9 protein-coding genes are annotated in these 14,819 nt (G+C 67.8%); 5 read left to right on the plus strand and 4 right to left on the minus strand.

All coding sequences use genetic code 11. The features are described 5' to 3' along the window. Positions 1 to 92: 92 nt before the first annotated feature. A complete protein-coding gene (locus NDI85_RS13020; RefSeq protein ID WP_188995810.1) occupies positions 93 to 1,205 on the minus strand; it encodes an alanine--glyoxylate aminotransferase family protein in 1,113 nt (370 codons plus the stop codon). Between the two features lie 64 nt (positions 1,206 to 1,269). After that, entirely contained in the window at positions 1,270 to 1,788 is a 519-nt protein-coding gene (locus tag NDI85_RS13025) for a hypothetical protein (protein ID WP_310916015.1), read from the minus strand. A gap of 79 nt (positions 1,789 to 1,867) precedes the next feature. Between NDI85_RS13025 and NDI85_RS13030 the strand changes: the two genes are divergently transcribed. From NDI85_RS13030 to NDI85_RS13040, 3 genes are all read left to right on the plus strand, one after another. Beyond that, on the plus strand, positions 1,868 to 2,488 hold the full coding sequence (locus NDI85_RS13030) for a hypothetical protein (protein WP_310916016.1): 621 nt from the start codon (positions 1,868 to 1,870) through the stop codon (positions 2,486 to 2,488). Positions 2,489 to 2,521: 33 nt separating this feature from the next. Beyond that, positions 2,522 to 4,312: an excinuclease ABC subunit C gene (locus NDI85_RS13035; protein WP_310916017.1), complete on the plus strand. Its 1,791-nt coding sequence runs from the start codon at positions 2,522 to 2,524 to the stop codon at positions 4,310 to 4,312. Positions 4,313 to 5,052: 740 nt separating this feature from the next. Further along, entirely contained in the window at positions 5,053 to 5,994 is a 942-nt protein-coding gene (locus tag NDI85_RS13040) for a M48 family metallopeptidase (protein ID WP_188995801.1), read from the plus strand. Here the strand turns inward: NDI85_RS13040 and NDI85_RS13045 are convergent, their stop codons facing one another. Together NDI85_RS13045 and NDI85_RS13050 are read right to left on the minus strand one after the other, a co-directional pair. Then, positions 5,995 to 6,927: a hypothetical protein gene (locus tag NDI85_RS13045; protein WP_188995799.1), complete on the minus strand. Its 933-nt coding sequence runs from the start codon at positions 6,925 to 6,927 to the stop codon at positions 5,995 to 5,997. Positions 6,928 to 6,966: 39 nt separating this feature from the next. Beyond that, positions 6,967 to 7,272: a hypothetical protein gene (locus NDI85_RS13050; RefSeq protein WP_188995797.1), complete on the minus strand. Its 306-nt coding sequence runs from the start codon at positions 7,270 to 7,272 to the stop codon at positions 6,967 to 6,969. Between the two features lie 240 nt (positions 7,273 to 7,512). Between NDI85_RS13050 and NDI85_RS13055 the strand changes: the two genes are divergently transcribed. Both NDI85_RS13055 and NDI85_RS13060 read left to right on the plus strand, forming a co-directional pair. Next, a complete protein-coding gene (locus NDI85_RS13055; protein ID WP_310916020.1) occupies positions 7,513 to 10,911 on the plus strand; it encodes a PAS domain S-box protein in 3,399 nt (1,132 codons plus the stop codon). 90 nt (positions 10,912 to 11,001) lie between these two features. Beyond that, positions 11,002 to 14,754, plus strand: a complete 3,753-nt coding sequence (locus NDI85_RS13060; protein WP_310916021.1) for a PAS domain S-box protein — start codon at positions 11,002 to 11,004, stop codon at positions 14,752 to 14,754. The last annotated feature ends 65 nt before the right edge of the window (positions 14,755 to 14,819 follow it).

Here is a 14,819-nt window from a genome sequence, read left to right on the forward strand (position 1 = left end):
GTCTCCAATCGAGACAGCCGGCGCTCCCGTTGGGAGACGAAAGCGACCAGCAGAACCGACGATGGTGGCCGCTTCACGCGACAGCCGGATCGTTACAGTCCGGCGACGTCCTCGATAGCGTCTGTGAGTTCCTTGATGCTCTCGACGGTGTGTTCGCCCATGTGGCCGATGCGGAACGTCTTCTCGCCGAGCGCCGACCCGTAGCCGTTCGAGAAGACCATGTCGTACTCCTCGGAGACGGCCTCGATGGTCGCGGCGACATCGATGCCCTGCGTGTTCTCGATACAAGAGACCGTCTGGGAGCGATACCCCTCCTCGGCGAAGAGGTCGAAGTGCTCGCGGGCCCACTCGTGGACGTACTCGGTCATCTCCGCGTGGCGCTGGTCGCGGCCCTCGTGACCCTCTTCGAGCATGTACTTCATCTGCTTGCGGTAGGCCAGCATGACGGGGATGGCGGGCGTGGAGTGGGTCTGGCCCTTGCGGTCGTAGTAGTCGAGACAGCGCTGGAAGCCGCCGTACCACGACGCCGACTCCGTGTCTACTTCGCGGTCGTAGGCGTCGTCGCTGACGACACAGACCGCGAGGCCGGGCGGCATGGCGAAGGCCTTCTGGGTCGAGGCGAAGATGACGTCGATGTCGTGTTCGTCGATATCGACGTAGTCGCCACCGAGTGCGGAGACGGCGTCGACCACGAAGTAGGTGTCCGGGTACTCCGCGACGACGTCGCCGATCTCCTCGATGGGATTGCGGACGCCGGTCGAAGACTCGTTCATCACCGTCGCCACGACGTCGTAGTGCTTGTCGCTCTGCTCTAGGGTCTCGCGAATGTCCTCGGGTTTGATGGCCTGTCCCCACTCGTACTCGAGGCGGTCGACGTCCTTCCCGAGTCGTTCGGCGACGTTGGCGTGGCGCTCGCTGAAGCTCCCGCAGGTCGGCACGAGGATGTTCTCGTCGACGAGGTTGAGCGTCGAGGCCTCCCAGAACTCGGTTCCGGAGGCCGTCAGCACGATGACCTCGTTGTCGGTGCCGAGGAACTCCTTGGTGTCCTCGACGATGGTCGTATAGAGGTCGGTCATCCGGTCCATGCGGTGGCCGAACATCGGCTGGGCCATCTCCTGAATGACGTCCTCACGGACTTCGGTCGGGCCGGGGATGTACAGCGTCTTCTCTGGGTAGTCGCCTGTGTATTCCTGTTTCTTTGTCACGGAAGCCACCTGATAGGTGGAGTCTCGTCGTCGGAGGCCATGGTAGTTTTGATACCGGTGTGTGTCACTGCGTCATCCGACGGGTCGCGAACAGCACCAGTCCCGCGTACACCACCGGCCCGAACAGGTCGAGGACACCGAACCCGACGAACCCCGACAGCAGGGCCGCGGCCAACCACAGCGCGAGCGGCACGACTGCGAGGGCAGTGCCACCGTCCCGGAGAGCGTCGTCGACGGAGGGCTGACGGGACGCGTACAGGCCGACGCCGACGGCGGCCGCCAGATACAGCAGCGTCACGCCGGCCGGAGAGACGAGCGGGACCGTCACCAGCGCGACCAAACCGAGGACGATGCCGACCACTTTCGGGCCGTTCTCTCGCATTCGGAGGGCTCGGATCGCGCCGTCGAGGTCACCGGCATCGAGCGCCGCCTCGAAGTCGGCCGCGTCGTCGCTGCCGTAGCCGACGACGCGTCCCCCGTCGGCGTCGACCGGCGTCTCGAAGTCCTGCCCGCAGTGCATACACCACGTCGCCGTCGCACTGACCTTGCCGTCGCAGTACGGACAGCGGGGGTCACTCACCATACCTGTCTGTCGGGGCGCTGACGAGATAGCCGTTTTGCACGGGGGAGCATTGAAATCGGATGATCCGCATACACGGTGTATGGACTGGGTCGAACGGGCCGGGGACCTCCTCTACGACGGCGAGACGATACGGGAGCAGGTCCGGGTGGGCAACGGCGGCGTCGTCGTGACGAGCCACCGTCTGCTGGCGTTTACCCCGGACCGTGACGGGCCGAACTTCCGGCAGGTCGACCGGCCGAACGTGGACGGTGTCGACCGGCAACGTGCCGGAAACACCGACTTCCTCGAACAGGGCGTGAAAGCGCTCGTCGTCGGCGCCGTCCTCGTCGCGGCCGGGCAGATGGTCAGCCTCGATAGCCTCGTGGCGGGCGTCTCGCTCTCCGGCGTCGGCAGCGCCGGCGCGATGGGCCTCGGTGGGATGCTCGGACTCTTAGAGGGGATGCTCCGGCTGATGGCCCAGCTTGACGACCTGATGACGCTGTTCGGTGGGCTGGCGCTGGCCGTCGCCGCCGTCGCCCTCGGCGTCTACCTCTGGAGCCGCGAGCGGTTGCTCGTCGTCTCGGTGGCCGGCGGCGACGACGTCGAACTCCCGGCACCCGACGACGACGCCGTGCTGGAACGAGTCCGGGCGGCGATCCGACCGGATACGCCGCCGTCCGACACCGCCCAACCCTCGGCCCCGGACGACCCGCTGGCGTGACGTTCAACTCCGCCGAGCGCTAACCCGGAGGCGATGGACCCAGACGGCGTGTGCGCGCGAGCAGGTGACCTCCCCCGAGAGCCCGGCGTCTACCAGTTCGAAGACGAGGAGGGCCGGGTGCTGTACGTCGGGAAGGCCGTGGACCTGCGTGACCGCGTGCGCTCGTACGCGGACCCGCGCAGCAACCGTATCGCGAAGATGGTCGAACGGGCCGCCGTCGTCGACTTCGCGGTGACCGACACGGAGACGCAGGCGCTGTTGCTGGAGGCGAACCTCATCAAGCGCCACCGGCCGCCGTACAACGTCCGCCTGAAAGACGACAAGTCCTACCCGCTGGTCCAACTCACCGACCACGCCGTCCCGAGCATCGAGGTGACCCGCGACCCGGCCGACGGCGCCACCGTTTACGGCCCGTTCACCGACAAAGGGCGCGTCGAGACGGTCGTGAAGGCCCTGCGGGAGACCTACGGCTTGCGCGGGTGTTCGGATCACAAGTACAGCACCCGCGACCGGCCCTGTCTGGACTACGAGATGGGTATCTGCACCGCCCCCTGCACCGGCGAGATCGGCGAGGCCGACTACGCCGCCGACGTCGAGAGCGTCGAGCGGTTCTTCGAGGGCGAGGTGGGGGTGCTCGCGGACCCGCTCCGCCGGGAGATGGAGACCGCCGCGCAGGAACAGGAGTTCGAGCGCGCGGCGAACCTGCGGGACAAACTCGGTGCCGTCGAAGCCCTCCACGGCGAGGGCGACGCGGCGGTCAGCGACGCCGGCGGCGCCGCCGCGACGGACGTCCTGGGCGCCGTCGTCGAGGGCGACCGGGCCGTCGTCGCCCGCCTCCACGCCGAAGGCGGAAAACTCGTCGAGCGGGAACGCCACACGCTCGACGCCCCCGACGGCGAGGGGCCCGAGGGCGTCTATCGGGCCTTCATCACCCAGTACTACGCCGAACGAGAGTTCCCCGGCGCGATTCTGTGTGCAGAGGACCCCGCCGACGCCGAGATAGCGCGGTGGCTCGAACGCGAGGGCGTCGAGTTGCGAGTGCCCGGCGCCGGCCGCGAGGCGACGCTGGTCGACCTCGCGCTGAAGAACGCCAGACAGCGCGGCGGGGCCGACGACGAAGTCGGTGCGCTGGCCGACGCGCTGGGTATCGACCGGCCCGAACGCATCGAAGGGTTCGACGTGAGCCACGCGCAGGGCACGAGCGTCGTCGGGTCGAACGTCACCGTCGTCGGCGGGAGCGCCGAGACGTCCGACTACCGCCGGAAGAAACTCACCGAGCGCAACGACGACTACGCCAATATGCGCGAACTGGTCCGCTGGCGGGCCGAGCGCGCCGTCTCAGGTCGGGACGACCGGCCCGACCCCGATCTGTTACTCATCGACGGCGGCGACGGACAACTGGGCGCGGCCCGCGACGCCCTCGCCGAGGCGGGGTGGGACGTTCCGGCCGTCGCGCTGGCGAAAGACGAGGAACTCGTAATCACGCCGGACAGGGGTCCCGCGAGCGCAGCGAGTGGGACCTCGTCGCAAGCGGAGCGAAGCTACGGTGTGTACGACTGGCCCGACGACGCCCCGCACCTACACCTCCTCCAGCGCGTCCGCGACGAGGCCCACCGCTTTGCCGTACAGTACCACCAAACCCTCCGAGACGAGGTGTCGACGGCGCTGGACGACCTCCCCGGCGTTGGCCCCGAGACGCGCAAACGACTGCTCCGTCGCTTTGGCAGCGTCGAGAACGTCCGCGAGGCCTCGCCCGAGGAACTGACCAGCGTCGACGGCGTCGGCACAGCGACGGCGGAGACGATTCGCAGTCGGTTAGGCTGATTCTGTATCGCAGATAGTGATTTATCGCGTTCTGCGGGCGGACTGCGTGAGTCGGCGCTGAGACGCGTCACTCGTCGAAATCTATCGACTCAGCGGTTTTCCCGCCGACGTGACTCGCGGGTCACCAGCACACGCCGTCGAGCAACGCGACCGAGGCCCACGCGTCGAGGCAGACGGCACCCACGTACCGAGGCTGACTGGGCGAAAACGAGGCGGCGCCCACACGTCCGCAGAGTCCGAGACGGCGGACACCGTCGGGCGGCGTCGCCGAGACCGAGCGCACCGGGAGGGCAGTGAAACCACGCGCCCAACAGCGGAATCGACAGTACCGGCGAACAGCGGTTTCGCGACACGGAGACCGCTCCGCCCGCGTGTGCTGGCGTACTGTCCACCGAGCACACGCCCACGAGGAGGGCTCTCAGAAGCCCGCCCCACAGCACCGCTGCGAGGGGTGCGGCGGCCAACACCCCTCGCGGTCCACCGAGTCGCGCTCCGTCGCCAGCACAAAGAGCGTGGGGTTCGTTCCGCCCCGTCGTCGCCGAGGGGACAAGGCCCGGGAGAACAGCCCTCAGCGCGTCTCGTTGCCGCATCGCGCTGTCGATAGCGGTTCGGGAGGGACACACCATCACCGAGTTATAAACTGCTATCCGCGATATAGAATCAGACATCGTTCGGCCACCCCGTCCTGCGAACCGGCGCGAGCAGAAGGCGTTTGGCCGTCCCGCCCGTACGACCGGTCGATGGACGCAGGTCGGCGAGTCGTGCTGGCGATACTCGGCGTCGCGTCGCTCGTCCTGTACGTCGCGGCTGCGGTGGTCGGCTATCGATTTCTCAGAGCGGTGTGGGCGTCCCGGCCGTCGCCGGTGGTACTGGCAGGGGCGCTCGTCGGGACGATGCTCGTCCTCGGGGTGGTGAGCTACTGGGTCGGGACGGCGCGGCTGAAACGGTCGCTGGACGCGGTGGTGCTGCCGCGTTCGCGTGCCCCCGAGACGTACCGACGGTTCGACGCGCTCACGGCGCGGATGAGCGCCGGAACGCCCACGTTACTGGTCGCTCGGCTGCCGGTGCCCAACGCCTTCGCCGTCGGCGGGTTCGGGGCGGCCATCGTCGTCGACCGGCGGCTGTTCGGGTACCTCTCGACCGACGAGATGGAGACGCTGTTGGCCCACGAACTCGCCCACCTGGAGCGGCGGGACGCGCTGGTCCAGACGCTGGCCTACACCCTCACACAGGGGCTCGTCGGCGTCGTCAGCGGGGTGCTGTTCCCCGTCGTCGTCCTGATCGGCGGCATCGCTCGGGCGTGGGCACTGATACGCGGACGCCCCGAAGACTGGTCCCGCTCGTGGCTCGCTCGCACCCAGCGCACCGCCTTCCGACTGGTCGCACTGCTGGGACTGGCCGTGACGCTGAGCGTGCTGGCGTACGCCAGACGGCGGGAGTGGGCGGCCGACGACCGTGCCGTCGAGGTGACCGGGAAGCCACTGGCGCTTGCGCGGGCGCTCCGGACGATAGAGCGCGTCTCCACGCCGGATATGGGCCCGTTGACGCCGCTGTACGTCCACGGCGACGACGACGGCCCGCTGTCGAACCTCCTGTCGACGCACCCGCCGATGGACGACCGGGTGAAGCGACTGCGCGAACGCGCCCGACAACGGCAGCCACCCGGGCCGCGGCGGTCCTGATCACTCCGCGAGGAGGTCCGACAGCGTCCGTCGGAGGTCCGCGCTCCCCGGACTCTGGGGGACCTGTGCGAGGATGTCTGTCCGGAGGCCCGACAGCGCCTCGTCGACGCCGAGACGGTCCAGGCGATGGCCGTGTTTCAGCGCGACCCGCGGCGAGACGTCGAACAGGAGGTCCTGCTTCCCGATCGTCGAGTGCGTGATAGCGAGCGTCTCGACGGCGCTCTCGACGAATCGGTCGCGAGCGTCGGGCGCTCCGACGCCGTCGAGTGATGCGGCCAGCAGGCGTTCGAGGCGCTCGGTTCGGTCCTGCAGTGCGGGCGGCGCGTCGAGGACGGTGGTCCCGTCTGGCTGTTCCGGGGTCATGCTGTCGCGGGGGGCGTACGAGAGGACGGCGCCGCTGACCGGTTCCGTGGCGTCGGGAAGCGGCGACGTCAGGCGCTTCGAGGGACGCGTGTCCGTGAACACGACGAGGGCGTTGGCCGGGTCGCCCGACACCGGGTCGCCGTCGCCTGCCGACTGGGGTGGCTGGTCGTACCCCCGCCGGAGTGCCTCGCGGAGCGTCCCCGGAATCGGGCCGGTGTCGCCCCGGAGTTCGACGTGGACGACGACCGGGCCGTCGGCGCTCCCGTCGAGGACGCGCCACAGCGTCGCCACGCCGTCGCGGGCGAGTGCGGACAGTCGGAAACACGGACAGTCGCGGTCGGCGGCGAGCAGTCTGGCGAGCGTGATGCCGCGCCAGCCGGTGAGGTCAGGGACGTAGAACCAGGGAACGGCGTGAACGGGGCCGACGGTCGGGTCGCCGGCACCGGGGCCGAAGCGGTCGGGGACCAGATCGAGGTACGCGTCGAGCGTCCGGCGTTCGCGGGCGAAGTAGTCGGCGACGGCGGCCGGAAGCGTCGTATCGAGGCGGTCGTGCTGTGGAACCGGAGCCATGTGTCCACGCGTTGGATCGACGGGTGGAAAACAGTGGCTCTAGTGAACCTGCCGCGTCTCAGGGTCGTACTCGACGATATCGGAGGCGGCCAATCGAGGGAGGTGGTTGTGATGGAGTGCGATAGCCGCGCGTTCGACGGCGGACGGGTCAGCCATCGCCGTATCGGATTCCCGTGTCGCGACTTCCGTCGCTAGTTCGTCGAGGTGGACCGGGCCGGGCCGGTCAGAAAGCACGTCGAGAGCGATGCGGCGACGCTCGTCGGTCAGGAGTCGGTGGCGGTCGCTGTCGGTCAGTTCGACCGCACCCACGAGTGTACCGTCGGTGTCGCTGTGTATCTGAGTCATGAGTCTCTCGCCAATCCAGTCGGATTGTGGGCGTACGCTGTCCAACGCACTACGCGGGGGTAAGGATGGTCTAGAAGATTTTAGGGCGGTACTGTGGACACCGCGCGGTTTTGGCGGCGGACCACACCGCTCCGCCCACGGACTGTCGCGCACGCCGACACGAATCGGTCGACCGCCGACGCACCGCGGTATGACTCCGCCGGCGGAGTCTATAACGGGCTGGCGTCGCTACCCGAGAACATGACTCGACACTCGTTGACCGAGGCCCTCCGAGAGACGCTCGCACTGTTCGACGGAGCGGGGACGCCCGTGACGACCACGGAGGCCGCCGAGCGACTCGGCCTCGGTCGGCGGAGTACCTACGACCGCCTCGACAGACTCGTCGACCGCGGTCGTCTCGATACGAAGAAAGTCGGCGCGAGCGCCCGCGTCTGGTGGCGACCGCCGTCGGACGACCCCGCCGGAGAGGCGGACGCCGACAGAGTGTTCGAGACGGCCCCCGTCGAACTGGTGGCCGTCGCCGCCGACGGGACCGTCGACCGCGCCAACGCGCGAGCGAGGCGCGCGCTGGGCCTCGACGGGTCGGCGGGGTCGGTGACGACGGCGTTGGAGTTCTACGACGAGGGCGGCGACTCGCTCCCGCCAGCTGATCATCCCATCCGGACTGTCCTCGAAGACGACGCGACCGTCACCGATCGGCTACTCGGACACGAGACGCCGAACGGGGACCGTCGGTGGGTACGGCTCACCGCGTCGCCGGTCGCGGCCGGGGACAGCGACGGTGCGGTCCTCGCCTGTACGGACGTCACGTCGCTGCGGCGGACCCAGGCCGAACTCGAACGCCACCGCGAACGGGTCGAAGACGAACTGCGAGAGGTGTTCGACCGAATCGACGACGCCTTCTTCGCGCTCGACGAGGAGTGGCGGTTCACCCACGTCAACGACCGGGCCGCGACGCTACTCGACCGTTCGGCCGACGAACTGGTCGGCGAGAGCGTCTGGGACGCGTTCCCGGAGGCCGTCAATTCCCAGTTCCAGACGGAGTACGAGCGGGCCTTCGAGACGCAGGAGTCCCGGTCGTTCGAGGCGTACTACCCGCCGCTCGCGACGTGGTTCGAGGTCACCGCCTACCCCTCCGAAACCGGGCTCTCGGTGTACTTCCGGGACGTGACCGACCGCGTCGAGCGCGAGCGGGAACTCGAACGGTACGAGACCATCGTCGAGACCGTCGAGGACGGCATCTACGTCGCTGACGACGACGGCCACTTCACCCACGTCAACGAGAGCTACGCCTCGATGGTCGGGTACGACCCGTCGGAACTCGTCGGGAAACACGTCTCGGCGGTCGTCGACGACGACGGCGTCCTCGCGGAGGCCAAGCGCCTCGAACAGGAACTTGCGACGGGCGAACGGACGCAGGCCGTCCTCGAAGCGGAGTTGGAGACGGCGGACGGCGATACGTTCGCCGGCGAAGCGACGTTCGCGCTGTTCGAGACGGAGGACGGGTACGAACGCGTCGGCGTCGTCCGCGACGTCACCGACCGCACGGAACGCGAGCGGGAGCTAGAACTGTACGAGAGCATCGTCGAGACCGTCGACGACGGTATCTACGCGGTCGATACCGACGGCGAGTTCGTCCTCGTCAACGAGCAGTTCTGTGAACTGACGGGCTACGAGGAGGCGGAACTCCTCGGGGCAGACGCGACGACAGTCCACGGCGAAGTGGTGTCGGCGACGGCCGAGTCGATAGCCGACGAAGTCGTCTCGGGCGGCCGGGGCGTCGCGGGGTTCGAACTCGACGTCCAGACGAGTGACGGGGACACCGTCCCCTGTGAGAGTCGCTTCTCGCCGTTTCCGCTCGACGATGGGTTCGGCCGCTGTGGTGTCGTCCGGGACATCTCCGACCGCCTCGACCGGGAGGACGAACTCAAGCGTCGGGTCCACCAGCAAGAGGTCGTGACGGACCTCGGCCAGCGAGCGCTCGCAGACCGGGACGTAGACGCACTGATGGCGGAAGCCACCGAACTCGTCGCCGAGACGCTCGACAACGAGTACTGCAAGGTCCTCGATCTCGACGCCGAGGCCGAGGAACTGTCGCTCAGAGAGGGCGTCGGCTGGGACGACGGACTCGTCGGGTCGGCGACGGTGTCCGCCGTGGCCGACGACTCGCAGGCGTCCTACACGCTGGCGTCGTCCGCTCCGGTCGTCGTCGAGGACCTGACGACGGAACGGCGCTTCAGCGGTCCCGACCTGCTGACCGACCACGACGTCCGGAGCGGTATCAGCGTCATCGTCGGGCCGCAGGACGACCCGTGGGGGATTCTCGGGACCCACGACACCGCCCGCAGGGAGTTCACCGACCACGACGTCAACTTCGTCCAGTCGATCGCAGCCATCCTCGCCTCGGCAATCGCCAGACACGACGACGAACAGGAACTGGTTCGCCAGCGCGAGCGCCTCGACGCGCTGAACAACCTCAACGAGGTCGTTCGCGAGATCACCGAGGCGGTCGCCACCCAGTCGACCCGCGAGGAGATAGAGCAGACGGTCTGTGAACACCTCGCCGACGCCGACTCCTACCAGTTCGCGTGGATAGGAGAGGGCGAGAGCACCTCACAGCGCGTGGTCTCGCGGACCGAGGCCGGCGTCGACGGGTACCTCGACGGCATCGAACTCTCCGTCGACCCGGACGACGACCGGATCGAAGGCCCGACTGGCGAGGCGTTACGCACGGGCGAGGTCCGGACCCGACAGGACATCACGACCGCCAAGCGCTGGGCGGACCACGCCGACGCCCACGGTTTCCGTGCCTCGGCCGCCGTCCCGATTACCCACGAGGACACGATGTTCGGCGTCCTGAACGTCTACACGGCCCGCTCGAACGCGTTCGAGGGCGAGGAGCGAGTGGTCATCGGACAACTGGGCGACATCGTCGGCCACGCCATCGCCGCCACCCAGCGAAAGCAGGCGCTGATGAGCGACGAAGTCGTCGAACTGGAGTTTCACGTCCCGGATATCTTCGAGACGCTCGACATCGGCACCGGGACGTGTGGGACCATCAGTCTCGACCACGCGATTCCCGTCGCCGACGACGAGTACGTCGTCTACGGGTCGGCGACACCTGACGCCACCGAAAGCGTCCGTACAATCACCGACGCCGTGCCACACTGGGAGTCGGTGACGTTCCGGGAGAACGGGGACGAGTTCGAGGCCCGTCTCTCGGAACCGCCGGTGCTGTCGGTGGTCGCCTCAGTCGGGGGGTTCGTCGAGTCGGCGGTCATCGAGGACGGCGACTACCGGATGACGATTCGCGTCTCGCCGACGGTCGACGCACGCCAGATCATCGACGTCGTCACGGACGCGTATCCCGCGGCGCAACTCCTCAAGCGTCGACAGCGAACGCGGGACAGCGACGACCGCCTCCAGCGAGAACTGACCGAGGCGCTCACCGACAGGCAGCGAACGGCCCTCGAAGCGGCCTACCACGCCGGGTTCTTCGAGTGGCCGCGGGACGCCTCCGGACAGGACGTGGCGGACTCGCTCGGCATCGCCGCGTCGACGTTCCACCAGCACCTCCGCAAGGCCGAGCGCAAGGTCCTCGACCGGTGTCTCACCACCGCGATACCGACCACGGCGTAGGCCGTCGGCGGCGGGCAGGTCGGAGGTCCGTGGTCGACCCTCACAAAATAGGCGCGTTCCACTTCCACGATGAACCCAAATGGATAATACATGAGTATCAATCAGGGACAATCTGCGCGCCGTGTCCTCTACGTCGGCGCCGAGTCACTGTGGGCCGACGGGTTGCGGTCCGCGGTGGGCGACGCCGGCGAGGCGCGCGCCGAACGTACCGTCAGGACGGCCGCGGACGCCCTCGAGGCCGTCGAGGGCGAGTCGGTGGCGGCCGTCGTCGCACAGTACGACCTGCCCGACGGAGACGGACTCTCGATGCTCTCTCGCTGTCTCGATGCACACTCCGGCGTCCTCACGATACTGGTCGCCGAGGAGTGCTCCCGGTCGCTGCTCGAGCGGGCCTACGAGGCCGGCATCGACGAAGTCGTCCACTACACCGGGCCCGAGAAGCGGCGCCTCCTCAGCCACCACCTCCAGAACTACCTCGGGACCGACGAGTCCGCCACGTGGCAACCGCGGTTGAGCGAGCACATGACGTCGCTCGCCACGACGATGTCCGACGCGATACTCTCGGTCGACGAAGAGAGCGTCGTCCGCTATGCCAACCCCGCCGTCGAGGACGTGTTCGGCTACGAACCGGAGGCGCTGCTCGGCGAACCGCTGACGGTACTGATGTCCGACGAACTCGCGGCGCGACACGTCGCGGGGATGCAACGCTACCTCGCGACGGACGAGCGAACCATCGACTGGGACGACGTCGAACTGGTCGGCCAGCACAAGGACGGCCACAGTATCCCGCTCAGCATCTCGTTTTCGGAGTTCCGCGTCGGGTCCGACCGGTACTTTACGGGCGTCATGCGCGACATCACCGACCGCAAACGGCTACGGGCAGAGCGGGAACTGTACCACGATACCACTCAGCGAATCCTCCAGGCCGATTCCTTCGAGGACGGCCTGCACGTCGGCCTCGAGGCGGTCGGGTCGGCGATGGACTGGCAGTACGGGGAAGCGTGGGTCCGGTCTGCGGAGGACCACCTCGAACGCGTTCCCGGATGGTACGTCGCGAGCGAGTCGGCCGAGGCGTTCGCAAACGCCACGTCACCCATCTCCTTCGAACCGGGGTCCGGCCTCGTCGGCCACGTCTGGGAGTCCGGGTCGCCCGAGTGGGTGACCGACATCACCACCGACGACGCGCCGTTCGTACGGGCGTCGGCCGCCGACGACGCCGGTCTGCGGGCGGCCCTCGGCGTCCCGATACTGAGCGACCACACTGTCGTCGCGGTGATGGCGTTCTTCCTGGACGAGACTCGGGAACCCGACGAGGCGATGATCGAAGCGACGACGACCGTCGCCGCGGACCTCGGTCGATTGCTGCGGCGCCTCAAGACGGAGACGGCCCTTCGGGAGGAGCGAGAGCTGAAAGACCGCATCCTAGAGACGAGTCCGGTCGGTATCGTCATCGTCGACGAGGACGACACCTTCCGGTACATCAACGACCGGGCGGCCGACATCATGGGCATCGACGCCTACGAGGGGCCGGTCACGGAGGCGGCGCTGGACGCCGAACTGTTGGGCTTCGAGGGCGTCCCCGTAGACGAACACCGGCGGCCGCACGACCGGATCATACAGGACGGCGAGACGATCGGCGGCGAAGCGCTGCTCAGAATCGACGGCGAGACGCGGTGGCTGTCGGTCCGCGGGGCACCGTTACGCGGCGAGGAGGCCGCGGTGACTTCCGCGGTGTACTCCCTGCAGGACGTAACCGACCGGAAAGAGCGAGAGCGCCGCCTCCAGCGACAGCAGGCGGTGATGCAGACGGTCCGTGACGGCCTGTACGCAGTCGATACCGAGGGGACGTTCGTCGCCGTCAACGACGCCTACACCGAACTCACCGGGTACGACCGCGAGGAACTCGTCGGAAGCCACGCCAGCGAGTTCGTCGATGCGCGAGTCACCGACGAGGCGCGTTCCCTGCAGGCAGACACCGATGCCAACGGACACGAGAGCGCCACGTTCGAAGCGGTGTTGACCACGGCAGACGGCGGGCAGGTCCCTATCGAGACCCACATCTCGCCGTTCGAGTTCGACGACGAGGGCGACGGATGGGTCGCCGTCGTCCGGGACATCACGGACCGAAAGCGCCGCGAGGAGCGCCTCGCCAGCCTCAACGAGATCGGACAGGCCCTGACCGCCGCCGAGACGGCGGGCGAAGTGGCCGACATCGTCGTCGGCGGGGCCAGAGAGATACTCGACCTCCCGCTGACGACCGTCCAGTACTACGACGAGGCGGCCGGACGGCTTCGTTCGGCCGCCCAGACGGCGGCACTCGAAACGCTCGTCGGCGACGGGCCGGTGTTCAGTTCGGACTGGGGCGTCCCGTCGCAGGTGTACGCGGAGAGTGAGGGGCGGGTCGTCGCCGACCTCGAACAGGACGACAGCCTCGACGAGGACGAGACGCCCCTAGAGAGCGCCATCATCCTCCCGGTCGGGACCCACGGCGTCTTCATCGCTGGAGCGACGGAGACTGACGCGTTCACCGACGCCGACGTGATGGTCGCGAAGATCCTCGTGGCGAACGCCGTCGCCGCCCTCGACCGGGTCGACCGCGAACGGGAACTGCGGGAGAAGACCGCCCGACTGGCGGAACACAACGAGTCGCTCCATCGCATCAACCGACTCAACGACATCATCCGCGGGTTGACCCAGGAACTCACACAGGCCGCGACGCGTGACGACATCGAGCGGGCCGTCTGTGAGAACCTCACCGACGCCGATCCGTACGTCTTCGGGTGGATAGCCGAGCAGCGAGCGAGCGGCACCGACGTGGTCCCGCGTGCGAGTTCGGGCGACGACGAGGGGTACCTCGAGTGGTTCGTCGACGCGGACGCGCTGGCGAGCGACGAGACGCCGACCGAAACCGCCATCAGAACCCACGAACCCGTCGTCGAGAACAACCTGCACGCAGACCCGCCCCTAGAGCCGTGGCAGACACAGGCGCTCAAGAGCGGCTATCACGCCAGCATCGCCGTGCCGCTGATGTTCCGTGAGACGGTCTACGGTGTTCTGAACCTCTATGCGGACGAAACCGGCACCTTCGACGGGATGGAGACGGCGGTACTCGCCGAACTGGGCACGATGATAGGGTACGCCATCAACGCGATAGAGCGCAAGAAGGCCCTCGTCAGCGACGGCGCCGTCGAACTCAGGTTCACTGTCGACGACGAGACGATCCCTCCACTCCAACTTTGCAAAGCGACCGACAGCGAGTTCGAGTTCGACGAACTGGTCCAACACAGTGACGGCAGCATCCGGGTGTTCTTCACCGTCACCGGGTCCGATCCCGAGGCCGTCTACCGGTACAGCGACGAGATACCGTCGGTCCACGAGGTCAACTTGCTCACGAAACACGACGACACGTGTCGGTACGAGGCCATGGTCGGCGATTCGGGGTTCCTCGCGGAACTCGTCGCGTACGGCGCGCACCCGACGGCGGTGACCGCCAGCGCCGACGGCGGAGAGGTGTGCGTCGAGCTACCACAGAGTGGCGACGTGCAGTCGTTCGTCCGGATGTTCCTAGAGCGCTACGAGGGGAGCGAACTGGCCGCGCGAACCGAACGAGACACCCCCGTCCAGACGCTCGCGGAGTTCGAGGCGAACTTCCGGGACCGACTGACAGAGCGACAGCGAGAAGTGCTGGAGACGGCGTACTTCAGCGGGTTCTTCGAGTGGCCGCGGGAGACGACCGGACAGGAGTTGGCGGAGATGCTCGACATCTCGCAACCGACAGTCAGCCGACACATCCGAACCGGGGAGCGAGAGCTGTTCGAGTTGGTTTTCGACGGCGACGATTAACCGAGGCTAGGTATCTAGCACCCGGATTCGGCTCGGCGGTATATCCTTATCGAGAGCGGCTATGT

Source organism: Haloarcula sp. S1AR25-4, assembly GCF_031624555.1.
In the GTDB taxonomy this organism is placed as follows: Archaea; Halobacteriota; Halobacteria; order Halobacteriales; family Haloarculaceae; genus Haloarcula; species Haloarcula pellucida.

What these genes read in the sequence shown, in the direction of transcription:
- NDI85_RS13025 (WP_310916015.1), bottom strand. Translation starts at nt 1,788, where the DNA reads ATGGTGAGTGACCCCCGCTGTCCGTACTGCGACGGCAAGGTCAGTGCG.
- NDI85_RS13050 (WP_188995797.1), bottom strand. Translation starts at nt 7,272, where the DNA reads ATGACTCAGATACACAGCGACACCGACGGTACACTCGTGGGTGCGGTC.
- NDI85_RS13055 (WP_310916020.1), top strand. Translation starts at nt 7,513, where the DNA reads ATGACTCGACACTCGTTGACCGAGGCCCTCCGAGAGACGCTCGCACTG.
- NDI85_RS13040 (WP_188995801.1), top strand. Translation starts at nt 5,053, where the DNA reads ATGGACGCAGGTCGGCGAGTCGTGCTGGCGATACTCGGCGTCGCGTCG.
- NDI85_RS13060 (WP_310916021.1), top strand. Translation starts at nt 11,002, where the DNA reads ATGAGTATCAATCAGGGACAATCTGCGCGCCGTGTCCTCTACGTCGGC.
- NDI85_RS13035 (WP_310916017.1), top strand. Translation starts at nt 2,522, where the DNA reads ATGGACCCAGACGGCGTGTGCGCGCGAGCAGGTGACCTCCCCCGAGAG.
- NDI85_RS13045 (WP_188995799.1), bottom strand. Translation starts at nt 6,927, where the DNA reads ATGGCTCCGGTTCCACAGCACGACCGCCTCGATACGACGCTTCCGGCC.
- NDI85_RS13030 (WP_310916016.1), top strand. Translation starts at nt 1,868, where the DNA reads ATGGACTGGGTCGAACGGGCCGGGGACCTCCTCTACGACGGCGAGACG.